General features: G+C 47.6%; 24 protein-coding genes. 5 read left to right on the top strand and 19 right to left on the bottom strand.

Translation table 11 applies throughout. The features are described 5' to 3' along the window. The first annotated feature begins 115 nt into the window (after nucleotides 1-115). Complete coding sequence (locus BLQ53_RS02000) at nucleotides 116-838, top strand: GntR family transcriptional regulator (protein WP_093725487.1); 723 nt, start codon at nucleotides 116-118, stop codon at nucleotides 836-838. A gap of 42 nt (nucleotides 839-880) precedes the next feature. Here BLQ53_RS02000 and BLQ53_RS18820 read toward each other — a convergent pair whose 3' ends face one another. Both BLQ53_RS18820 and BLQ53_RS01995 read right to left on the bottom strand, forming a co-directional pair. Continuing rightward, the gene (locus tag BLQ53_RS18820; RefSeq protein ID WP_170829550.1) at nucleotides 881-1,021 is read right to left on the bottom strand and encodes a hypothetical protein; all 141 of its coding nucleotides are present in this window, start codon (nucleotides 1,019-1,021) and stop codon (nucleotides 881-883) included. Between the two features lie 129 nt (nucleotides 1,022-1,150). Further along, nucleotides 1,151-1,648: a VanZ family protein gene (locus BLQ53_RS01995; RefSeq protein WP_244499209.1), complete on the bottom strand. Its 498-nt coding sequence runs from the start codon at nucleotides 1,646-1,648 to the stop codon at nucleotides 1,151-1,153. Nucleotides 1,649-1,825: 177 nt separating this feature from the next. Here BLQ53_RS01995 and BLQ53_RS01990 point away from each other — a divergent pair, with 177 nt between their 5' ends. Next, a complete protein-coding gene (locus BLQ53_RS01990; RefSeq protein WP_093725485.1) occupies nucleotides 1,826-2,437 on the top strand; it encodes a class D sortase in 612 nt (203 codons plus the stop codon). Nucleotides 2,438-2,450: 13 nt separating this feature from the next. Here BLQ53_RS01990 and lhgO read toward each other — a convergent pair whose 3' ends face one another. Both lhgO and BLQ53_RS01980 read right to left on the bottom strand, forming a co-directional pair. Then, the gene (gene lhgO / locus BLQ53_RS01985; RefSeq protein ID WP_093725483.1) at nucleotides 2,451-3,632 is read right to left on the bottom strand and encodes an L-2-hydroxyglutarate oxidase; all 1,182 of its coding nucleotides are present in this window, start codon (nucleotides 3,630-3,632) and stop codon (nucleotides 2,451-2,453) included. A gap of 24 nt (nucleotides 3,633-3,656) precedes the next feature. Then, on the bottom strand, nucleotides 3,657-4,340 hold the full coding sequence (locus BLQ53_RS01980) for a FadR/GntR family transcriptional regulator (protein WP_093725481.1): 684 nt from the start codon (nucleotides 4,338-4,340) through the stop codon (nucleotides 3,657-3,659). Nucleotides 4,341-4,572: 232 nt separating this feature from the next. Between BLQ53_RS01980 and BLQ53_RS01975 the strand changes: the two genes are divergently transcribed. Both BLQ53_RS01975 and BLQ53_RS01970 read left to right on the top strand, forming a co-directional pair. After that, on the top strand, nucleotides 4,573-5,850 hold the full coding sequence (locus tag BLQ53_RS01975) for an Nramp family divalent metal transporter (protein ID WP_093725479.1): 1,278 nt from the start codon (nucleotides 4,573-4,575) through the stop codon (nucleotides 5,848-5,850). A gap of 124 nt (nucleotides 5,851-5,974) precedes the next feature. Beyond that, complete coding sequence (locus BLQ53_RS01970; protein ID WP_093725477.1) at nucleotides 5,975-7,234, top strand: cation:dicarboxylate symporter family transporter; 1,260 nt, start codon at nucleotides 5,975-5,977, stop codon at nucleotides 7,232-7,234. Nucleotides 7,235-7,256: 22 nt separating this feature from the next. Here BLQ53_RS01970 and BLQ53_RS01965 read toward each other — a convergent pair whose 3' ends face one another. The 4 genes from BLQ53_RS01965 to BLQ53_RS01950 all read right to left on the bottom strand — a co-directional run bounded on the left by BLQ53_RS01965 (nucleotide 7,257) and on the right by BLQ53_RS01950 (nucleotide 11,767). Further along, nucleotides 7,257-8,309, bottom strand: a complete 1,053-nt coding sequence (locus tag BLQ53_RS01965; RefSeq protein ID WP_093725475.1) for a DUF871 domain-containing protein — start codon at nucleotides 8,307-8,309, stop codon at nucleotides 7,257-7,259. Between the two features lie 305 nt (nucleotides 8,310-8,614). Next, nucleotides 8,615-9,991, bottom strand: coding sequence for a PTS transporter subunit EIIC (locus BLQ53_RS01960; protein ID WP_093725473.1), 1,377 nt, complete (start codon nucleotides 9,989-9,991; stop codon nucleotides 8,615-8,617). Nucleotides 9,992-10,006: 15 nt separating this feature from the next. Then, nucleotides 10,007-10,897 (bottom strand): N-acetylmuramic acid 6-phosphate etherase, encoded by an 891-nt coding sequence (gene murQ, locus BLQ53_RS01955; RefSeq protein WP_093725471.1) that lies wholly within the window; start codon nucleotides 10,895-10,897, stop codon nucleotides 10,007-10,009. 9 nt (nucleotides 10,898-10,906) lie between these two features. After that, nucleotides 10,907-11,767, bottom strand: coding sequence for a MurR/RpiR family transcriptional regulator (locus BLQ53_RS01950; RefSeq protein WP_244499208.1), 861 nt, complete (start codon nucleotides 11,765-11,767; stop codon nucleotides 10,907-10,909). Nucleotides 11,768-12,181: 414 nt separating this feature from the next. Here BLQ53_RS01950 and BLQ53_RS01945 point away from each other — a divergent pair, with 414 nt between their 5' ends. Next, nucleotides 12,182-12,427 (top strand): hypothetical protein, encoded by a 246-nt coding sequence (locus tag BLQ53_RS01945; RefSeq protein ID WP_093725467.1) that lies wholly within the window; start codon nucleotides 12,182-12,184, stop codon nucleotides 12,425-12,427. A 257-nt stretch (nucleotides 12,428-12,684) separates the two neighbouring features. Here the strand turns inward: BLQ53_RS01945 and BLQ53_RS01940 are convergent, their stop codons facing one another. From BLQ53_RS01940 to BLQ53_RS01890, 11 genes are all read right to left on the bottom strand, one after another. After that, nucleotides 12,685-12,888, bottom strand: coding sequence for a hypothetical protein (locus BLQ53_RS01940; RefSeq protein ID WP_093725465.1), 204 nt, complete (start codon nucleotides 12,886-12,888; stop codon nucleotides 12,685-12,687). 190 nt (nucleotides 12,889-13,078) lie between these two features. After that, nucleotides 13,079-14,047: a sugar phosphate isomerase/epimerase family protein gene (locus BLQ53_RS01935; RefSeq protein ID WP_093725463.1), complete on the bottom strand. Its 969-nt coding sequence runs from the start codon at nucleotides 14,045-14,047 to the stop codon at nucleotides 13,079-13,081. Beyond that, on the bottom strand, nucleotides 14,044-15,105 hold the full coding sequence (locus tag BLQ53_RS01930) for a Gfo/Idh/MocA family protein (protein ID WP_093725461.1): 1,062 nt from the start codon (nucleotides 15,103-15,105) through the stop codon (nucleotides 14,044-14,046). The genes BLQ53_RS01935 and BLQ53_RS01930 overlap by 4 nt, the downstream gene beginning before the upstream one ends. A gap of 24 nt (nucleotides 15,106-15,129) precedes the next feature. Further along, nucleotides 15,130-15,951, bottom strand: coding sequence for a carbohydrate ABC transporter permease (locus tag BLQ53_RS01925; RefSeq protein ID WP_093725459.1), 822 nt, complete (start codon nucleotides 15,949-15,951; stop codon nucleotides 15,130-15,132). Between the two features lie 18 nt (nucleotides 15,952-15,969). Next, nucleotides 15,970-17,298: a carbohydrate ABC transporter permease gene (locus tag BLQ53_RS01920; RefSeq protein WP_093725457.1), complete on the bottom strand. Its 1,329-nt coding sequence runs from the start codon at nucleotides 17,296-17,298 to the stop codon at nucleotides 15,970-15,972. Between the two features lie 13 nt (nucleotides 17,299-17,311). Next, nucleotides 17,312-18,586, bottom strand: a complete 1,275-nt coding sequence (locus BLQ53_RS01915) for an ABC transporter substrate-binding protein (protein WP_093725455.1) — start codon at nucleotides 18,584-18,586, stop codon at nucleotides 17,312-17,314. Nucleotides 18,587-18,797: 211 nt separating this feature from the next. Then, the gene (gene pfkA / locus BLQ53_RS01910) at nucleotides 18,798-19,763 is read right to left on the bottom strand and encodes a 6-phosphofructokinase (RefSeq protein WP_093725452.1); all 966 of its coding nucleotides are present in this window, start codon (nucleotides 19,761-19,763) and stop codon (nucleotides 18,798-18,800) included. A gap of 91 nt (nucleotides 19,764-19,854) precedes the next feature. Further along, a complete protein-coding gene (locus BLQ53_RS01905; protein WP_093725450.1) occupies nucleotides 19,855-20,865 on the bottom strand; it encodes a zinc-binding alcohol dehydrogenase family protein in 1,011 nt (336 codons plus the stop codon). Nucleotides 20,866-20,940: 75 nt separating this feature from the next. Next, nucleotides 20,941-21,669, bottom strand: a complete 729-nt coding sequence (locus BLQ53_RS01900; protein ID WP_093725448.1) for a ThuA domain-containing protein — start codon at nucleotides 21,667-21,669, stop codon at nucleotides 20,941-20,943. 157 nt (nucleotides 21,670-21,826) lie between these two features. Next, nucleotides 21,827-22,357, bottom strand: coding sequence for a chromate transporter (locus tag BLQ53_RS01895; RefSeq protein WP_093725446.1), 531 nt, complete (start codon nucleotides 22,355-22,357; stop codon nucleotides 21,827-21,829). Further along, nucleotides 22,354-22,908 (bottom strand): chromate transporter, encoded by a 555-nt coding sequence (locus BLQ53_RS01890; RefSeq protein WP_093725444.1) that lies wholly within the window; start codon nucleotides 22,906-22,908, stop codon nucleotides 22,354-22,356. Before BLQ53_RS01890 ends, BLQ53_RS01895 begins: the two co-directional genes overlap by 4 nt. Between the last annotated feature and the right edge of the window lie 14 nt (nucleotides 22,909-22,922).

The raw sequence follows: 22,922 nt of genomic DNA, 5'->3' as shown, positions 1-22,922 counted from the left end.
GATACAGTTAGCGTAGCACACGGTATCGTCATTGTCTAACCAAATAGACAATATATATACAATTCACATTCAACATGATATACTAAGCGAAATGAAATGATAGAGGAGAACTCCTATGATTGACAAAAACTCGCCGATTCCGCTTTATTATCAGCTGGAGCAGGCGATTCGCGAGCGCATCGAGACAGGCACCTTATCAGCCGGTGAAATGCTGCCGCCCGAACGGCATTTTACCGACTCATTGGGCATCAGCCGAATGACTGTAAGGCATGCGATGCAGGCCTTGATTGAAGATGGACTGTTGGAAAGAAAGAGGAATAAAGGTCTTTTTGTGAAGGTGAGACCGTTTCATCAATCCTTAGCAAAATTGACAAGTTTCAGTGAGGATATGCGGGCGCGCGGCCTTACGCCATCCAATAGGATATTGGAATGGAAAGAAATCAAGTTGAGCAGTTTGGCCGCAGGCAAGCTGCAAAAGGAAATCGGCACAAAGGCAATCCGGATCAAGCGGCTGCGCTTGGCTGATAATGACCCGATCGCTGTGGAGACGATTACTTCTCCACTGGAAATGGCGGAAAACTTGACTGAAAATAAACTAAAAGAGAGCTTCTACGCGTATTTAGAAGGGGAAATGAAGTTCACGCTTCATCGCGGGGAACAGGAGATTGAAGCTTTATTGGCGGATGAAGAGATGGCCAGCTTATTGAACATATCGCCGGGCGATGCCGTTTTAAGAATTCATCGCTTGTCTTACTTGAAGGATGAACGTCCATTTGAATATGTAACAAGCACCTACAGAGCGGATAAATATACTTTTACAAGCAGTTTTTACCGCTAAGACAGACAAAAGAGCAGTGCCGGGTCCCGGAACACTGCTCTTTTAATTGTGACTTGCCACTCGATATGATTGTAGTTCTTGAATTAGCTTTTTCATCATGGCATCCGTATCGTTGATCTGCTTGTTTTCCGTCTGGGAGATGAGTTTTGCTAAGATGTTTTTATAAATTTCCTGCTCTCTCACTATGTCACCTCGTTTGGTAAATCGATACAATACATTATGTACGCAAGCGTTATCACGTGACATAGTGAACTATACCACATTTCTCCAAAAGGATGTCCATTTTTGCCAAAAATAAGAATTTCGGCACAGTTATGATCGCTTCCAGTAGATGCGATATAAATTTCTGCCGATGATGACCACCAACAATCCTGCACACGCTCCAATCGTATCGATTACCACATCGCCTACATAGGGTGTCCTGCCAGGTGTAAGGCTTTGATGGAATTCATCGAAACATGCATAAAGAATTGATATCACCAAGGAAATCCTTAATGACAAGCGATACTTCATACCAAACCCTTTATATAGCGCCGCGAATGCGAGAATTGCAAGACTGAAATAAACACTGAAATGGGCCGCTTTCCTGATAAAAAATTCCACAACGGAATAAACTCCTACTGCCTGCACACTGACTTCTTGACCATGATAGGTAAAATGGATCGATGACAGGAACGGTTCAAGCGGACTTAAATCAACATGGGAAGCAAGCATCGGCTTGATATCCTGTTCCTGGTATGGAGTGGCAGAAAACAGGAAAATGATGAGGATACAAACTAGCGGCAGCATACCATAAACCCATTTTTTCAAGCTTATCTTCTCCCCCTCCCTTTTTTTGGATAAGTTAAGATTATATCATAAAGGCTTTATAGCCGCTGCTTCCGTTTACTAAACCTTTACACGAAACAGCTTCCCCGCTGGAAAATATTTATATATAATAGTGGTGCTTAGCAATTATACAAGCCACCTGTACATAAAGGAGAATATATGAAACGATTCGCTGTCATATTAGTCATTGCCGGACTTTTACTGGTAGGATATGGAGGGTTTGAATGGTACACCGCCTTCAAGGCGCAAAAGGATTCCCTAACCGATGCAAAAACAATGCTTCATGAAGCACATGCAGCCGAGAAGCTCACACCTGAGAAAGCAAAAGAAGAAGCAGGCAGCTTCAAGCCTGGACAAGGAGAGGTAGTCGGAGTCCTGCATGTACCGAAACTGGATGCTGATCTCCCGATCGTGGAAGGGACAGATGCAGATGACCTAGAAAAAGGAGTCGGTCATTATAAAGGAACCGCTTATCCCCTCCAAAATGATCAGATTGTCTTATCCGGTCACCGTGACACCGTCTTCCGCAATATGGGAGAGGTGAAAGTAGGGGATACATTTGTCGTAGAAATGCCATATGGTACCTTCACTTATAAAGTTGAAAATACAAAAATCGTCGATAAGGACGATTTGACGGTCATCGTCCCCACCGCCCCGGATGAAGTACTGACGGTGACGACATGCTACCCGTTTTCCTATGTAGGAGATGCTCCCGAACGTTTTGTCTGGACAGCGGTACCTGTAGATACAGAAGAAACCGAGCAGCCTTGACTGCTCGGTTTTTTCATTGGGCTTGCTTCCAAATGGACTTGCCGATTTCAAGCGAAGCTGTCGCTGCCGGCGATGGTGCATTGCACACGTGAAGGGTACGTTTGCCGCGAATGAGCTGGAAATCATCCACCATTCTTCCGTCGCGCTGCAACGCTTGTGCCCGTACACCTGCCGGGGCTGCTTCCAGATCATCTGCATCAATAGCAGGGATGAGCTCCTGAAGACTTTTGACAAATTGGCTTTTGAAGAAAGATCGGAGGTATTCGGCCGCACCTTGGCGGTAATACTTGCCAGCAAGCTTCCAAAATCCAGGAAAGCGCAGCGTGTCGGCTACGTCTGCAACAGCCACATCCCTTTTGCGATACGCTTCTCGTTTGAAGCCGAGTACAGCATTTGGCCCAGCCTCCACTCCCCCGCCGATCATCCGCGTGAAATGGACGCCCAAGAATGGGAAGGCTGGATCCGGAACGGGGTAAATCAGATGTTTGACATAATGTCTAGCTTGCGGTTTAAGCTCATAATATTCTCCGCGGAATGGAATGATTTTCGTATCGGTCAAAAGGCCGGCAGCTTTTGCGACTCGATCGCTATGAAGGCCGGCACAATTGATTACATATCCCGCTTGAATCGGATCTTCCTTTGTATGGATGACTGCTTGATGCAGCTTCTCTTCGATTTTCACCACTTCACAGCCGAGCTTGATTATACCGCCCTTTGACTGGATTCTTTCAGCCAGTACATGACATACTTGCTTATAATTCACGATACCGGCCTGGGGAACCCGGATGGCAGCCAGACCATTCGCATATGGTTCGATTTGCTGCAGCCGGCAAGCGTCAATTTTCTCAATGGCAAGACCGTTGGCCAGCCCTCTGCGAAAAAGCTGTTCCAATTGCTGCAGCTCTTCATCTTTGGTCGCGACAATCACTTTCCCGCATTGCTCCACTTCGATGTCCGCTTCACGGCAGAAGGCCAGCATGCTTTCGCTGCCTTGCTTTGCAAATGCAGCCTTGAAGCTGCCTGGTTTGTAATAGATGCCGGAATGAATGACGCCGCTGTTGTGACCAGTTTGATGTAAAGCAAGCTTAGGCTCTTTTTCCAAAATGACTACCTTTCTATCAGGTGATGCTTGCAAAATGGCGTATGCAGTGGCCAATCCAACAATGCCACCGCCAACAATAGCTATGTCATACATCTGTATCACCCCTTTTTTCAGCTGTCAGGGGGTGAGCTTCTTCTCGACATTCCGCAGATGAATCAAGCACTGCAGACGCGCAAGCTCTGCTTCCCCTGCCTGGATGGCTTCAAAGATATTCTCATGTTCCTTGTAAATGATTTGCTTATTTCGGATAATTTCCTGTTTTTCTTCAAAAGACAGAGCCAAAGCTTTCTTATAAATTGTGTCCAGATTGGCAAATGTCTGGATCATGACCGGATTATGCGTCGCTTTCATGACGGCGAGATGAAAAGCAAAATCCGCATCCCGCCCTTTATGGGATTCAGCATCATCGACACCTTTCATTAATTCAAGCGCTGAAAGCATCGCATCCAATTCTTTCTTCGTCCTGCGTTCTGCTGCCAACATGGCCGCTTCCGGCTCGAGGATCTTCCTCATTTCAAAAAGATAACGAAAACTGGCGAGATTCGATTCATCCACCATCACTTGCTGAAAGAATTCACCGTGAAATGCTTGCTCCACGTAGGTGCCGCCGCCTTGCTTTGACGTGACGGCTCCTTGCGCTTTCAATTCGCTCAATGCTTCCCGTATCGAAGCACGGCTAACACCATACTTTTCACACAGTTTTTTCTCCGTCGGCAGCTTTTGTCCTGGTTTGACATCCCCTTCCACAATTTGTTCCAATATCTCGGCAGCAATTCGATGCGCCACTTTCTCCTTTTTCACGATTTCCTCTTCTTCTCCTTTTCTTGTCTGACAAGTACCAACCTATAAAATTACAAAATATTATTCCAAAGGAAGGACGAATTCTTAAAACGTTGATATATCTAGGTTTCTTTAAATCTCTCATTATTTTATCATTCCATTTGTTTTCAGCAAGGCTTTTTTGCCTTACAAATTTATCTTGCCAACTCCTGTCTTTTGCGTTTACAATCACATTAGCGAAGGGGGTACGTGTATGGAAAACGAAAACAAATCGTTGGCGCCCGCCAGTCCTACTCCTCCGAAAACCTTCGGCCAGAAACTCCGCAATGTCGGACCTGGCTTCGTCACCGCAGCAACGGGCGTCGGAACAGGCGATCTCATCGCCGCGCTTGTAGCCGGATCAGGCTTTGGCATGATGCTCGGCTGGGCAATCATATTAGGTTCCATCATCAAATATTTCCTCACCGAAGGGGTCGGCAGATGGCATCTTGCCACTGGCAAGACCATCCTGCAAGGCTGGCACTCTCTTGGTAAATGGGCAACCGGCTATTTCGGTGTCTATGCAATTGTCTGGGGCATCCTCTATGGTGCTGCAGCAGGATCCACGAGCGCATTGATGATGCGGTCGATGTTTCCGATCATGCCGCTATGGGCATGGGCGATCGTCCATCTTCTCGCAGGTTTCGCCTTGATCTGGACAGGTAAATACATGTTGTTCGAGAAAGTGATGCTTGTCTTCATCGGTATCATGTTTGTCACAGTGGTAGGAACTGCAGTTATCTTACTTCCTGATATCGGCAATATCATTCAAGGAATTGTCATACCAAAAATGGATGCTGGAAGTTTCTTGCTCGTCGTGGGTCTGATAGGCGGCGTCGGAGGGACAATCACGATGGCTTCCTACGGTTATTGGCTGCAGGAGAAGAAATGGAAAGGGAAGGCCTGGGTCTCCATGATGCGCGTCGATAACAGCGTCGCCTATATCATGACGGCAATCTTCACTCTATCCTTGATGGTCATCGGTGCTGAGTTCCTGCACAGCTCCAATATTCAGATCGAGGGAGAAGAAGGCTTGATTACACTGTCCGGCATGCTTGGGGAGGAGTTCAACGGAGCTGTTTCCTGGATGTTTATGATCGGCGCATGGTCGGCGGCTTTTTCTTCCCTGCTTGGCGTGTGGAATGGCGTCCCGTATTTGTTTGCCGATTTCCTCCGTACCATCCGAAAAAATGGGCAGTCGCAAGACAAACCAGTCTCTGAAAAAGACCCTGCCTATCGTTTTTATCTTATCTGGCTTACTTTTCCGCCGATGCTGTTGTTATTCTTCGGCAAACCAGTGGGACTCGTCCTGCTTCAAGGAGCGCTGGGAGCATTGCTCATGCCGTTCCTGGCTATAACACTCATATGGCTGCTCAACTCGAAGCGCGTCGAACCGGATTACAGGAATGGCTGGATCACAAATGGCGTTTTGGGAATCAGTATCTTGTTATTCGGTGCATTGATGGTCAACGAATTAATCAATTTATTTTGATTTTCCAAGTGGAGGGCACATCTGTGTGCCTTCCTTTCTATGTCAGGAAAGTTGACATCATTCTAGTAAGCTATGCTATTATTACTCAAATGTATTCATAATCTTACATCATTGGGGGTACAACATGAAGCGTTTTAAAATTGGACTAGCCTACCAGATTTTAATTGGTCTAGTGCTAGGTGTAATCGTTGGTGCTATATTTTATGGCAGTGAAACTGCCGTTAATGTATTACAGCCATTTGGAGATCTTTTCCTTAGAGCTATTAAAATGATTGTAGTACCTATCGTCGTAGCATCCATCATTGTGGGAGTTGCAGGCGTAGGAGATATAAAACAAGTTGGTAAACTAGGTTTCAAGACTATTCTTTATTTCGAAATAGTAACGACTATTGCTTTGGTTGTCGGACTAGCATTCGGGAACATTTTCCAGCCAGGAGCAGGCATCGATCGCTCCGCGTTAGAAACCACTAGTATTTCACAGTACGAAGAAACAGCTGAATCACAAGAAGATCATACCGTTGTGGACACTTTCTTGGAAATCATTCCGACAAATGTGTTCCAAGCTCTTGCAGAGGGTGATATGCTCGCCATTGTCTTCTTCTCGGTAATTTTCGGAGTTGGCGTCGCTGCCATCGGTCAACGTGGACAACCTGTCCTTTCCTTCTTCCAAGGTGTCAGTGAGACAATGTTTTGGGTTACTAACCTAGTAATGAAATTAGCTCCAGTAGGTGTATTTGGCCTTATCGGTGTCACTGTCGCACAATTTGGTCTTGGATCACTGATTCCACTAGGTAAATTGGCATTGGTAACGTATGGAAGTATGCTATTCTTTATCACGGTTGTATTTAGTATCATCGCGAAGATTTGCGGAATCAACTTCTTTAAAGTAATTCGCCTACTCAAGGATGAATTGCTGCTGGCATTCTCAACAGCCAGTTCAGAGACTGTACTCCCTCGTATCATGGAAAAAATGGAGCGCCTTGGTTCTCCTAAAGCGATTACGTCCTTTGTTGTACCGACAGGATATACTTTTAACTTGGATGGATCTACACTCTATCAAGCATTAGCAACTCTGTTCATCGCCCAGATGTACGGAATCGATATGTCAATTGCAGATCAATTACTCGTACTTGGCGTCCTGATTGTAACATCCAAAGGTATTGCTGCCGTTCCTGGCGCAAGCTTCGTTGTCTTACTTGCAACACTGAGCGCTGTTGGACTCCCAGCGGAAGGATTAGCCTTTATTGCCGGTATTGATCGAATATTGGATATGGGTCGTACAGCTGTTAACGTAATGGGTAACTCTTTAGCGGTTATCGTCATTTCCAAATGGGAAGGCAAGTTTAAATTAAACAAAGAAGTACTTGAAAAGAAAGCAGGCTGAGGAATTTCCTCGCCTACTTTTTTTATACCCATATTATCCTGAAACACCTGCCACCATCGATGAAATTCAAAAGCGGCATATCCTCCGGTACCACTTGCCCGATGACATTGACTTTATCATCTTGCGGCAATGTTCTCCTGGCAATTTGGATTTCCCCTTTGTAGCGCATATACAGATCGTTATCGATGGTTATAGCCCCCTCTTTTCTTTCCGTACAATTAAATGGTGGCACTTGGCTATCCCGAAACAGCCCGCTCATCCTGGATTCCTCTGATCGAATGACATCCCGCGCCAGGTCTGGACGGTTATATGTGCCCTTTTCCAAAAGCTCATGCGCTTTCGTCCGTCCACCAAATGCTCGTGCACGAAGGGTGATTGTATCGACTGCATCCTTGAGTTGAATCAGCGCTTCATCCGTCACATCTGGATCCCCGATCAAGATTTTGTCCACCTTATAAGCTTTCAGCTCAGTAAACGCAGCAAATGTGCCATAAGCACGGTGCCGCTCCAGTGTCGGCAGGCCTTGATGAAGCGGCCCTCGCAAGTTGCGGTCTCCGGGTATGAATGCTTGCACTTTTAAGCCATACGACTGGAATAGCACATTCTTTGCCAGAAAGTCACTGCTTGCAAGTCCTGTTTCCGGACGAGGATAAAAGTTGTGCCATACCTCGATATTGTCGGTGTATAGCCCCCCGGAAAGCAATTTCTCCAAATGATCCTCCGTGAGCGTACTGGCATTCAGTGCAACCTTCATCTTTTGCGACAGCCGGATGATGACATCATCCTCGATACCGTAGTCGATCCGCAGACCTGTCACTCCCCAGTCCACTACCGCTTCGGCTGCATTCCAATCCAGAGCCAGCTTTTCCATGGAAGCAGTCGAAATATCCGCCATCAATTCCATTTTCAGACCGGACGCAATCGACCCAAGTAGCTGCAGTTTCGTCCGATAAGCCGTGGCATCTTCCTCCGGGATATGAAGGGATGTAAATATGCTGCAAAAACCAGCTTGATGGAATCTCCTGATTTTCTCTTCCTCTATCCGCTCTTGTAAATACACAGATATACCTAACATCATGATCCCCCTATGTACAAAAGAGGCTGGGACACAACTAAAATACCATTGCTTAAAAGCGAACATTGCTCATAAGTGCCGCTTCGGCAGAATACTCCGCTTTCCACGGGCACGGCCTCAGCCTCCTCGTGGAAAGATCACCACTGCGGGGTCTTCAGCTCGTGCTGTTCCCGTTGGAGTCTCCGTATTCTGCCTACGCTGGTATAGAAAACCCGAACTTACGCGTATCTTTGTTTCAAGATTCACGTCAATAGTTCGGGTTTTCATTTAGCTAAAACACTTTTGTCCCAGCCTCCTTGATTTTTTTATATATCCTTTGCCATGTCTTCCTTAAACCCGAAGAAGTAAGTAAACACGAATCCAGCAATATAAGCGACAAAAATACCAATCAAATATTGCAGGTACTTTCCTTCTGCGATGAGCGGCGTTAAAGAAAGTCCGGAAACACCGATAGAAGTTGCGCCTGTAGCAAACAGCGCTTGTGTGGCTCCACCGACAGCAGCCCCAAGGCATGCTGTTAAGAACGGACGGCCGAGCGGCAAGGTCACCCCGTACAATAGCGGCTCGCCGATACCAAGGAAGCCGGCTGGCAAGGCACCTTTAATAATATTGCGCAAACGTTTATTGCGCGTTTTGACGAAGACAGCAATAGAAGCTCCGACCTGTCCGCCGCCAGCCATCGCCAACACTGGAAGCAAAGCCGTAAAGCTGAATGTCTGAATCAATTCCATATGAATCGGTGTCAACCCATGATGCAGCCCGACCATAACGAGAGGGAGGAAGAAACCAGCCAAAATTGCACCAGCCACGACACCGCCGACATCAAGAATAGCATTGATTCCAGAAGTGATGCCGTCTGACAGCACACCTGCAACCGGCATAATGACAATCAATGACGCCACTCCGACAAACAGAACCGTTAAGATAGGAGTAAAAATAATATCAATACTATTAGGCATGACTTTCCTTATACGCTTCTCGATGAAACTCATCAGCCAAGCAGCAAAGATGACACCGAATAATCCGCCACGGCCAGGAACGAGCGCTTCACCAAATAACGTAATATTCGCAAGTGCCGGATTGAAAAGAATCATACCTGCGATAGCACCGAGAACCGGGGAACCGCCGAATTCCTTCGCTGTATTCCAGCCGACCAGAATAGCCAGGAAACTAAACAGACTGCCGCCAACCAGCTGCAGGATCTGGATGATAGCCAACGTATCATCTGCACCAGCGTTTATAGCAAAGCTCACACCGCCATTGATAATACCAGAAGCAATCAAACCAGGAATAAGCGGAATGAAGATGTTACCGATGCGACGCAACAGGAACTTAATCGGCGTTTTATTCTTTTCCTTCATATTCTCCCGCTTAATTTGGGCTTTTTCTTCAAAAGTCAGATTATCGATCTCCGCCGCTTCTTCCCCGACACCGAGCCCGGTGATGCGGCTGATTTCATCGGAGACTTTGTTGACAGTACCAGGTCCGACTACAATCTGGATCGTATCATCCGCCACTACACCCATGACGCCGTCAATCTGTTTCAGCTTATCAAAATTGACCAGTGTATCATCTTTTACCCGTAAACGAACCCGTGTCATGCAATGCGTCAAAGAAACTACATTCTGCTCTCCGCCAACTTCGCGGAGAATACCATCTGCCAATTGTTTCATCTTCGCCATCCTGATTCCTCCCCTTTACGCTTTTATCGCTGTACGGACAAATCCGCCTGCATCATGCAGTTTCGCTTCTGCCTCCTCTTTCGGGATATCGAGCAGCAACATGACAATCGCCGTTTTGACCTGACCATCTGCTTGCCCGAGCACAGTTTCTGCTGCAACATAATCCGCTCCGGTTGCTTCCATGATGATGCGCTTGGCGCGCTCCTGGAGCTTGTCATTCGTTGGCTTCACATCGACCATCAAATTTTTGTATACCTTTCCGACACCTACCATACTGGCAGTCGATATCATATTCAGCACCAGCTTTTGGGCTGTTCCAGCTTTTAGTCTGGTCGATCCTGTCAGCACTTCGGGACCTGTTTCTACCTCTATCGTAATCTTCGCATGCTTTGAAATAGCAGCGCCTTTATTACAAGCGATGCTAACTGTTGCCGCTCCTAGAGCTTTTGCATAATCCAGCGCCCCGATGACATAGGGTGTCCTGCCACTTGCTGCAATACCGATTACCGTATCTTTTGCGGATAAACCGATTTCCTCCAGCTCCTGCGCACCAAGGTCCGGATCATCTTCGGCGCCTTCTTTCGCCTTTCGAAAGGCGGACATACCGCCAGCGAGCAATCCTTGGACCATGTCATCCGGTGTGCTGAATGTCGGCGGGCATTCCACTGCATCCAAAATTCCGAGTCTGCCGCTTGTTCCTGCACCCGTATAGATGAGTCTGCCGCCAGACCGAAAAGTTGCGATCACCTGTTTCACCGCTGCTTCGATTTCTGGCAAGGCTGCTTCCACCGCATCCGGCACCTTTCGATCTTCCTTGTTCATCAGCTGAAGGACTTCCTTCGTGCTGAGCTGATCCAGCTTCATCGTGCTGTCATTGCGCTTTTCTGTCGTCAATTTCTCTAGCATTTTCTTCCCTCACTTTTGCTCTGTTTGGAATGCTTGCTGAATTGCCTGCCGCGATTTTTCCAAAGCCTCAATCGTATGCTCATAATCCCGGCCTGCCACTGCCGTGTAGATGATATCCATCAAATACATTTGGACAATCCGGGAGCTTGTCGCTGCACTGCGGATACTAGCTTCTTTCGCCACCGTGAACAGCTGAATATCAGCCAATTCCTGCAATCGGTTCGGACCTAGCTTTGTCATCACGATTGTAGTAGCTCCTGCCTCTTTTGCCTGCTGCAGAACTTTCAAGAGCTGGTCAGTTTCCCCGGAATAACTGATAGCAAAAGCAACATCCCCAAACGTGAGATTCGCCGCCGAAGCCAGCTGCTGATGCGCATCACTGTATGCAGTGCACCATTTCCCTATCCTTCCGAACTTTTGCTCTCCATCCTGTGCTACGAGATAAGAAGCTCCAACCCCATAAAAATCAATCTTCCTTGCTCTGGATATCATTACCGCTGCCTGTTCGATTGCCTTCGCTTCGTTCACTTGCATCGTCTGACTGATCGACTGCATATGCTTTTCTGCCATCGCTTCGATCAAATGCGCAACCGTATCATTCGGCTCAATTTCGCCAAACGCCTCTTTGTTAACGCTTTCATTTTGTAAATCTCCAGCAATCTTCAACTTCAATTCCCGATATCCGGTCACACCTATTGATTTACAAAGACGGATAACGGCCGCTTCACTGGACCCGCTTTTCACAGCCAGCTCCTGCACAGAAAGATGCACTACTTCAGCTGGATGGGCAAGTATGTAGCTTGCTGCATTTTTTTCGGAAGGCTTAATCGTAGGCAAACTCTCCCGAAGCACTGTTAAACCGCCCTTCACTATGAGATCACCCTCTTTCCTTTTTAAAATTTTACTTCACATATTGATTATATTACTAAAATAAAATTTCATGAAGTGTTTTGTGAGGATAATTTACAGACTTTTTTCCTGAGGTGGGTTTGACAGCAAAAGGATGTGGTTATGGATGGATAATTACTATTAATTAGATATAATACTCACCAAGATTTCACTCCCAAAAGCCTAGGCGTTTAGATGCGCAAATAGACATGCAACAGGTGTAAAAGGGTAACTTATGCCTGTTCATTACTGCAATTATCATTTGTTATCATACCTATAGTATTAATATAGATTACCGACAATAGGTGTTTTCGATATCTTTATTAACCACTTTGATGGCAGGACATGTGGAGATATACTTGGAACAATAGGAAGACCAACCCTTAAAGGAGCATCATGAAAACTGATAAAAAACAAATAATGAAGGCTACTCGTGCAGCTTTGTTAATTTATGTACTTGTGATAGGAATATTAGGTACTGCTATGTTCGCTACGTTTATTTTTTGGGTTGTACCAAAAGATAAATTGTCAAAAGTTATCGAACCTTTCTCTATAGCTGCACTATTTCTCTACGGAACTTGTATAGCTGCTATACTTATACGAGAGACAGTATTTTCGAAGGAAAAGATTAATAATGAGTAAAAAGACTAGCTGTCCATTGGGTTCTTATCAAAAGTTAATTCTGTTTTGCCGTTTTGCTGAACAGTATACTCGACGCAACAATCCAGTTGACCATCTTCAAGCCTCGGTCCGTCACATCCGTTGCTGTCGAAGCTTGAGGACACAGAAGGAGTATCATAACGCTTCACTGAAGGAATGAAAACTCCGGAATTCAAGTGAGCCACGACACCGTACACATCCTGATCGGAACTAATGATTTGTGCATTGGAGACAACTTTTTACGGATCGCCTTGATCATCGAATCCCGTAAGCTCCACTTGCAATCCAGCCTCCTCAAAGGCAGCTTTTTCTTCTTGCACTGCCATTGCAGCTCCATTCTTGATTGCTTCCCCTAATGTCGCACTGCCGCCAGATGCTGTGTCCGTATTGCCGCATGCCACCAAAAAACTAAGTGCCAATATACTGGTAAACACTAAAGACATGACTCACTTTCTCATCTGTCTTCCCCCTTTGCCTCTTACAGCATTTGTTAGATTATGTACATGGTGCCTCGAAGTTAGGTCTATTAATATACCGGTGCAGTGCAAAGCCTAGAAAGTTAAGCCTGACACAACACGTTTTTTATGACAAACAAAAAGGGTATCTGTCTTCCTGACAGATACCCTTCAATCCTTATGTCCACCACATCGTAGTGGCAGGTTCATTGATCACGACATTTTTTAGATTATCAACAGCTCTCTGAAACCCTTCTTCAATCGACATTAATGAGTCTTCATGTTCGATGCTGATGACATAATCGTAGTCGTACGTGCGCAGCGCACTGATCATTTTATTCCACTCTTCCAGACCATGACCGAGTCCGACTGTCCGGAAGTTCCAAGCCCGCTCTTTGATATTGCTGTACGGCTGCATATCGGTCAGGCCGTACATGTTGACATTTTCAGGGTCGATGTACGTATCTTTGGCATGGAAATGATGGATGGCACCGGCTTTTCCAAGTATCTTGATGGCAGCGGTCGGGTCGATTCCCTGCCACCACATATGGCTTGGATCGAAGTTGGCACCGATAGCATCACTTGTCAGTTCGCGCAGCTTCAGCATGGTATAAGGTGTATGGACGAGAAAGCCGCCATGCAATTCCAGCGCAATCTTTATTCCATGCTCCTCAGCAAAAGAACCTAGCTCCTTCCAATAAGGAACGAGTTTCTGATCCCACTGCCAGTTCAACACCTCCCCATATTCAGGTGGCCAGGCCGTGACTGGCCAGTTCGGCTTCGTGGCGCTCTCTTCTGAACCAGCCACCCCTGAAAAGCAGTTCACAACCGGGACTCCCATTTTGGCAGCAAGCTTGATCGTCTTACGCAAAAGCCAATCCGATTCTTCCGCGAATGCTTTATCAGGTGAGATAGGGTTACCGTGACAGCTGAAAGCTCCGATCGTAACGCCGTATCTCTCGAATGTGTCTCCGTATTTCTTCAGCGCTTCCTCACTCTCCAGCAATTCATCAATCGGGCAATGTGCATTGCCTGGATAGCCGCCAGTACCGATTTCGACTGTATCCAATCCCGCTTGTTTGACACGTGCAAGCATATCTTCCAAAGAAAGTTCCTGAAACAATACTGTAAAGACGCCTAATTTCATGCTTGTTCCCCCTTCTCTACCGGTTCTGATGCAAGCGAGATCACTTTTTTATCACTATTGGAATCCAACGCCGCCAAGATGACAGCCAGCGCCGAACGGCCTTTTTCGGCTGTGATCGGACAGTCGGAAGCATTATGCAGCACACAGCTTGCAAACGCGTCCACAACACCGGAATTCGATTGTGTCTGGGCATCATTCGTCTGAATCGCACCAAGGGAATGATTGCTCCGATCTCCGTTCTGGTACTCGACGACCAAGCTGTAATCAGGACTATCCTCCAGACGGATGACGCCTTTCTCACCATATATGATTGTGGAATTGTCTTCTTCTGCTACATAAGACCAGCTGGCAGTCAGTGTGCCGATGATCCCTGACTTTGTTCGCAGGACCGCGACTGCATTATCATCCACATCTGCGTATGGTTTCGCCAATGTATCGACAAATGCCGCCACTTCCTGGATCGGCTCATCGAGCAGGAATTCAATCAAATGAGACTTATGCACGCCCAGATCGCCTAGTGCGCCGATGTATGCTTTGTCTTTATCGAAGAACCAGCTGTTTTTCCCATCGATGCTCCATTGTTCCGGACCGCCGTGACCGAATGTCGTCCGGAAGCTATAAATTTTCCCAAGCTCGCCAGCTTGAATCATCTTCCGCGCCTTCTGATGCGATGGGACAAAACATTGATTGTGCGCAATGAGCAGGAGTTTGCCGCTTGCCTTTTGTGCCGCGATCATCTCATCCGCTTCCTCCAGTGTCGTTGCCATCGGCTTTTCACAAAGTACATGCTTTCCCGCCTGCAATGCAGCAATCGACACTGGTGCATGCAGATGGTTAGCTGCACAGACGATGACCGCGTCGATGCGCGGGTCCTCGATCAGCTCTTCGTATTCGGTGTATGCTGTCGCATGATATGCTTTGGCAATTTCCTCCGACCGACTCGGCACCACATCACAAACAGCAGTGATTTCGGTATACGGGTTCTGTTCCAGCTCCGGCAAATGGCGGTTGCGTGCGATACTTCCTAGTCCGACTACTCCTACGCGTAAGGTTTTCATAAGCTAGCTGTACCTCCAAGTTTATTATTCTTTGACAGATCCGCTTGTCAGACCAGCGACGATGCGACGCTGGAACAAGAGAACAAGGACGACGATCGGAATCGTCACAATGACGGTAGCGGCCGTGATATCTCCCCACGGAATGGTGTATTGGCTTTGATAGAATGAGATTCCGACTGGTATCGTGCGCCAGCGGTCATCGGTATTGATCGTCAAAGCGAACAGATATTCATTCCAGGCTGCGATGAACACAAGGATGGCTGTCGTAAAGACGCCTGGTGCAGCCAGTGGGAAGATAATTTTACGAAATGTCTGAAAAGGTGTTGCTCCGTCCAGCTTCGCCGATTCTTCCAAAGCCAGCGGTATTTTAATGAAAAATGTCGAAAGAATCCAGATTGCCAGCGGCAAACTGATGGTGATGTACGGGATAACCAGACCGAGATAGCTGTTGCGCAAGCCTGCATCGGTGACAAAGTTGAAGATCGGTGATAGGACTGCGATTTGCGGAAACATGGATGCTGCCAGCACCAATCCAAGAATCAATCCTTTGAAACGGATTGGCAGCCGTGTGACCGCGTAGGCTGTGAAAGATGCGACAATGATGGAGATGATCGTAGTGAGTGTTGCCACAACAAAGCTATTCAGCATGTACATGAGCAATGGTCTCGTCTCAAGCGCCGATGCATAGTTTTCCAGAGTCATATTGCTGGAAAACCACTGGAAAGAAGAAAAGATTTCTCCCTGCGGTTTGATAGAGGTCAAAAGCACCCAGATAAACGGGAACATGACCAGGAATACAAAAATGATCAAAAAAATGTAAAAGCCGACTCCAGCACGTTTTGCCATATTAGATCCTCCTCCATCCTATTGTTTCAGCCTTCCGCTGAACAAATCCGATCCGATCAGCTTGATGAAAATCGTACTGAGCAATGCGACGCTCAGGAATACGATGACACTCAAAGCCGAACCAGCACCGAAATTCTGCTGTTCAAACAAGAGTTTGTAAGCATAGACACTGATGGATTCCGTCGAGTTCGCCGGACCTCCGCCAGTCAGGACATAAATGAGGTCGAACACACGGAATGCATCCAGTGCACGGAATAAGACCGCAACCAGGATTGCCGAACGGATCATTGGCAAGGTGATGGAGAAAAATTGCTGGATTTTATTCGCACCATCGACTTCCGCTGCTTCGTACATCGAACGCGGAATCGTCTGTAAGCCAGCCAAAAGCAGCAGCGCCATGTACGGTGTCGTTTTCCAGATATCAGCAAACATGACAGAGAACATGCCACCTGCTCCAGTGGAAAGCAGCGTCCCTGGGTCATCGATGAGACCGAATTGCGCCATGTAATGGGCCATGATACCGGACTGACCGTCGAACAGGAATGTCCACATCATCGCTGCCACTGCTGTCGGAATTGCCCATGGTACGAGTACTGCTGCCCGGACAAGCCCGCGTCCGATGAATACCCGGTTGATGAGCAAAGCGACCAGCATCCCGATGATAAGCTCAACGCCTACAGTAACGACGGTGAATAACAGCGTATTCAGCATCGCCGTCCACGTCCGCCCGTCCCCAAGGTAGGAGGTATAGTTCTTCAGCCCGACAAAGTTGGGTTCCAGAATCGATCCTTTCGTATTCGACAGCTGGGATTCCAAATCTGTCAATGGCTGGACAGCTTCTTCGGGAGCATCTTCCCGCAATGCCTGGACAGCTGCCGTTTGCTCATCCAGTGTATTGGCAAACCCATCTGCCCATTCCTCCGGTACCTCCGTCAGCCGGAGCTCATCGTCATTGACAGGCTGATAATTTTCCAGCATAGTGTTGACTTCTTCATAGCGGCCGGCAAGTCCTTCATCACTATTCAACAATGTTTCATGCTGTTCATCCAATGCAGTCGCAATATCATCAAGCGTCCCGCCTGCATCAGGCATCGCCGACCTGATATCTTCCATCGTGTCATAGACGAGATACCTGTTATCCGCATAGGTTTCGAGATTGATGCTTAATGTGGAGATCCGTTCTGCTTTTGCCGGGTCATTCAAGCGGTAGTCGAACAAGCTGTTCCAGGCAGACAACATAATCGGCCAAATGATGATGACGGCAATGAGAATGATAGACGGCGCGACCATCGCGTAACCAAGCTGCCGTTCACTCAGCTGGAACCGTCTCTTTTTCGGTTGCTTCATACGCTCAGCTCCTTTAATTGGTTACGGATTCCAACGCAGCTTTCATTTTTGTTTCCATTCGCTCAACCGCTTCCTCAGCCGTAATCTCCCCGGCCAGCGCCTTGGAAAGCTCGATTTGCATAATATCGGAGATTTCCGGATAAATCGGTGTGATTGGGCGCGGTATCGCATTCTGCAGTGAATCATAGAAATCTTCGCTAGCCAGCACAGCACTGACATCCGTTATTTCTTCATCCTCATATAAAGCTTCCAAAGTCGGAGCCTTGCCGCCTTCTAGAGCGCTGATCTTCTGCCCTTCTTCTCCGCTCATCCACTTCACGAAAGTCCAGGATGCTTCCACTTCATCGGAGTAGCGATTGATCATCCGCATCCAGCCTCCCAATGATGACGCTGCCCCTTCGCTTCCGGCTGGAAGCGTGGCGATGCCGACATTGCCTGCTACCTTTGATATCTCTGGGTCATTCGCTGTATCATTCAAATACGGCCAGTTTCGTGCGTACACGGCATTTCCTTCGTTGAAAGAAGACTCTGTGTCGATTTCCATGAAGTTCAGTATGTTATTTGGTACAAAGTCGCTGTTCGTTATGTCGATCATCTTCTCTAAACCTTCGATTGCTTCGGGGCTGTTAATGACCACATTCCCATTGGCATCCAGCACTTGACCGCCGTAGGAGTAGATATACTCGATGGCATTGGTCACGATGCCCTCATATTGGGCTGCCTGCATCAAATATCCGAATTTTGTGCCTTCTTTGCCCATGTTCTCTTGCGCCAACTGTTCGAGTTCATCCCATGTTTCAGGGACTTGGTCGGTTATGTCTGTCCGGTAGTAGAGCAAGCCTGCATCAGCATAGCCCGGCATGGCATACTGCCTTCCGTTATATCGGCCTGCTTCGACTGTAGCCGGGAAGTAAGCGTCCATATCCACCTGATCCCGCTCAATCAGCCTATCAAGCGGCAGCACATAGTTTGCCTGACCGAATTCCGCGGACCAGACAATGTCCGCATCGAATACATCGACTTCCGGACTTTTGCCGCTGAACATCGTTACATACTGGTTATGCGATTCTCCAGTATCCGAAGGCATTTCCCGGACGACCACATCGATTTCAGGATGTTCCTTTTCGAATGCTTCGACCAGTATATCCGTGGCACCAGTCGTATCCGTCCCCCTCGCATATGTAATTTGCACTTTATCATCATTCGCACCATCCCCGCTCGTCACGGCCGAGCAGCCTGCCAGCCCCAGACCGGCAAGTAAGGCAACCATCAGAAAGCTTCGCTTCATCACAGCTCCTCCTCGCATTTTGGTAAACGCTTTCTTTAGTGCGATAATCTCTTTCCCTCCTTTCGGCTCCTTTAAGCCTTCCCCTATTTTTTTCTGCTGCAGTGTATAAAAAGTTTATCATATATTTGCAAACGCTTTCAATAACATTGTATATACATGTTTCGCCAAAGAAAAAACACGCCTGGGGCAGGCGTGATCTGGTTCGGATCGTTCATGTGGTATATAACAGCATATCCAGCAAATCATAACTCGCTTGCTTATCCTTCTTTTCATCGAGCATCGTCTGCAAATCTTTTGCGATCAGCTGATTGGCTTTGATGCCGATTGCAAACCCGGACTGGCCTTCCATCAGCATTTTCACCGCTTGGACTCCCATTTTGTTGGCCAGGATACGATCGAATGCGGATGGCTCACCGCCGCGCTGGATGAATCCAAGTACGGTTGTGCGTACTTCGATTTGCATCTGTTCCTCGATATGTTGCTGCAGCTCATCCAAATCATACATCCGCTCTGTAACGACGATGATATTGTCATTTCGGCCTTTGGTTATCTTCTGTTGCAATTTCTCGCAAATCTGTTCAAAACTAAGTTTATGCTCCGGTGTCGAAATGATGTCACCTTCACCGGCGACAGCAGTGAATAAAGCGAGGTCGCCGCAATGTCGGCCCATCACTTCCACGATGGTCGTCTTGTTATGGGACAAACCGGTATCTTTGATTCGTCCGAGGGAACTGAGCACGGTATTCAACGTGGTATCGAAGCCAATGCAATAGTCGGTGTAATCAAGATCGTTGTCGATTGTTCCCGGGATACCGATTACCCGGATACCAAGTTCATGCAGCTTTTGTGCACCTTGGAGGGATCCCTCTCCGCCAATGACGATGACATCAGCGATACCATAGTTACGGAGTACCTCTACTGCTTGCTTTCTGCCGGAATCATTCATGAAAGCAAGCGATCGTGAAGTTTTCAGGATTGTCCCGCCTTTGTTTGCGATCGTCTCCACATCCGCTGTGCGAAGGATGGATAATTTGTCTTCGATCAGACCCTGATAACCGCCCTCGACTCCATAAACTTCGATATCGTGATAGTTTGCCGCCTTGACAATCGCCCGGATGGCCGCATTCATACCTGGGGAATCTCCTCCGCTTGTTATCACAGCTACTTTATGTATCATATCAGTTCACCTCTCCACCTTATGTCTTGCTATCATTATACAACAGAATCGGCAGGAAACAGAACAAAGACAGGCGTAATGCCTGCCTTTGTCACACCGTGATGACTAGTTTCCCGATCATGCTCCCGTTTTCCAAGCGCTTATGGGCTTTTTGCAGGTTCTCCACAGTAAGGCCTTCCAATTCTTCCGTTTTCGTCGTGCGAATTCGCCCATCTTCGACCAGCTTGGCCACTTTGGCAAGGATTTCGCCTTGTATATATCGGCTCGGCGTCTGATGGAGCGTACGTGTGAACATATACTCCCAGACCAACGTCAAGCTCTTGGACGTCAAATCCGTCAATTTGATACCTTCGACGGGACCTGTAATGGCACAGAGGATGCCTTCCGGTTTTACAACTTCGATAATGTCATCCCACGCCTTGTCCAGCTGATGCATGCAAAAGACATAGTCGACACTATCGATTCCCAGTTTCTCAAGCTGTGGATGCAGCGGCTCATGATGGTTGATCACCTGTTCGGTGCCATGCTGCTTCGCCCACGTGATGGTTTCTTCACGAGATGCAGTTCCGACTACATTCAAGCCATACAGTTTCGCAAACTGGGATGCAATCGAACCGACACCGCCAGCGGCATTGATCAATAAGATCGTCTTATCTTCATTCACTTTTGCATCAAGCGGTATATGCATTTTCTCAAACATCGCTTCCCATGCAGTCAACGCTGTCAAAGGCAATGCTGCAGCTTCTGAGAAACTGAGATTGGCAGGCTTCTTGGCAATCACCTTATGGTCGACGAGCTGGTACTCACTATTGGACCCTTGACGGGATACCGATCCAGCATAATAAACTTCATCCCCTGGCTGAAACCCTTCCACTTCGTCTCCGACTTCCGCGATGATGCCTGCTGCATCGAAACCGAGAATGCGGAAGTTGCCATCGTCCTCCTTCAGCTTGCGTTGCTTTGTATCCACCGGATTGACGCTGACTGCTTTTACCTGGACAAGTACATCCGCCCCTGCAGCTTTTGGCTTGTCCACCTGTTCTTCCGCAAAACTATCTGCCTGATCCACGGATGCATGTTTATAAATCCCGATTGCTCGCATCTTTCTTTCTCCTCCTTTTAACTTGTCTCTTTCATTTATGTAAAAGCCGTCAGTGTGGAAGACGGCTTTATACGCTCATTTCTTTGCCAGTCGCAGTATCGGCTCCAAGGCTTCCGATTTGCCGTAGTGCGGAACGACAGCCGATGGTGCTGCTGCCCACTCGCAAGCATTGCGGATGACAGTCTGCACATTTTTATCATAATAAGTCGGGTACGTTTCATGGCCGGGCCGGAAATAGAAGATTTTCCCTTTTCCCCGATTATACGTGCAGCCGCTGCGGAAGACTTCCCCGCCCTCGAACCAGCTGATGAACAACGTATGGTCTGGTTCAGGTATATCGAAATGCTCGCCGTACATTTCCTCTTCTGGAAGCTCGAAATACTCACCAAGTCCCCTGGTGATCGGATGACTTGGCTGGACTACCCAGATTCGTTCCTTTTCCCCATCCTGACGCCATTTCAGATCACATGTCGTGCCCATCAAATTACGGAATATCTTGGAAAAATGACCCGAATGGAGGACAATCAGCCCCATACCTGCCAGAACGCGCTGCTTCACTCGCTCGATGGCATGGTCATTCACTTCTTCATGAGCCTTATGTGCCCACCAGATCAGGACATCCGTTTGTTCCAGTGTTCCTTGATCCAAACCTTGTTCCGGATCTTCAAGTGTTCTGGTCGTCACGGCAAATCCAGCTTGCTTCAAAAACTCGGCAATTGCTCCATGGATGCCTCGGGGATAAATGCTTCTTACCTGGTCGTTTTCCTTCTCATGACGGTATTCGTTCCAAATGGTAACGCGCATTAGATGCTCCTTCTTCCTTTTTTATCCTATTCCCCATGTTAAGTAGCTACCCGGTTCCCTACTAGATTATGCAGTGAATTTTATTTTACTAATTACATTAGCCCTTTTCTTTCCATCTCCTGCCCAGAGAAAAAGATCCTGCATTATTTGCAGGATCTCATACTAGGAACACCGCACCGTAAACCAAGGCTCCAAGTATCACAAAGGCCGGATGCACCTTCCATCTTTCCATGAGCAGGTAGCTTGCCACAACCAGGATGATCGTATGCAGCCATCCAGCGCTTTGGTAGGAAGTATGGAAGAAGCTGACCGCCATTCCCGCCAGCAGCACCGCAATCGTCGGCCGGATATATGCTGTCATTCTTTTCACCCGTGGGGAATCCTTGAATTTTGCCAATAGACTCAGCAAGCCAATCATCAGGATAAGCGACGGTGCAACGGTGGCAAACAAGCCGATTACCGCTCCCAATACACCAGCTTGCTGAAATCCGATCACGCCAGCCAGTTTCGTTGCGATCGGACCAGGCAGTGCATTTGCCAATGCCAGCATTTGGCTGTAGTCCGCGGTTGTCATCCATCCATATCTATCGACCACTTCGTTTTCGATCAGCGGAATGGTGGCTGGACCACCTCCATAACCCACAACGCCAGGAATGAAAAAGGCCAGGAATATTTGCCAATAAATCATGCGCCCTCTTCCTCCTTCCGTTTCTCCGGTTTCACAAGCGCAAACAGGAGAAGCGCCAGGATAAGGAAAGCAGGGTGAATGTGAAGCAGCTCAATCAAAAGGACAGAAGCAGCCAATAACGCGATAATCTGCCACCCCTTCAGTCCGTTACGGGATTTTTTGATAAAATCGATTGTCATTACCGCCAGCATGACTCCCACTACCGGGATGACTGCTGTCGTCATGCCGCTGAGCCATGGCTGATCACTCAATGCATCGACGAAATAAAACAGGATGATGAGTAAGACGACCGTCGGGATGATGGTCGCGATCAGTGCACTGATCATACCGAGCCAGCCGCCGACGCGATAGCCGATATAGCCTGCTAATTTCGTCGCGATCGGACCAGGCAGACTATTAGCCAGTGCCAGCGTATTGCCGAATTCTTCATCATCCATCCACTTATATTGTTTGACGACTTCCTTTTCCACAAGCGGGATAGACGAAGGTCCCCCGCCGTAGCCAAGGATGCCGACACGGAAAAAAGCCAAAAATAATTGCCAGTATATCATGCTGCCCAACCTTT

Source organism: Terribacillus halophilus (assembly GCF_900101385.1).
Classification (GTDB): domain Bacteria; phylum Bacillota; class Bacilli; order Bacillales; family Amphibacillaceae; genus Terribacillus; species Terribacillus halophilus.
This window is presented reverse-complemented; position numbering and strand designations above follow the sequence as displayed.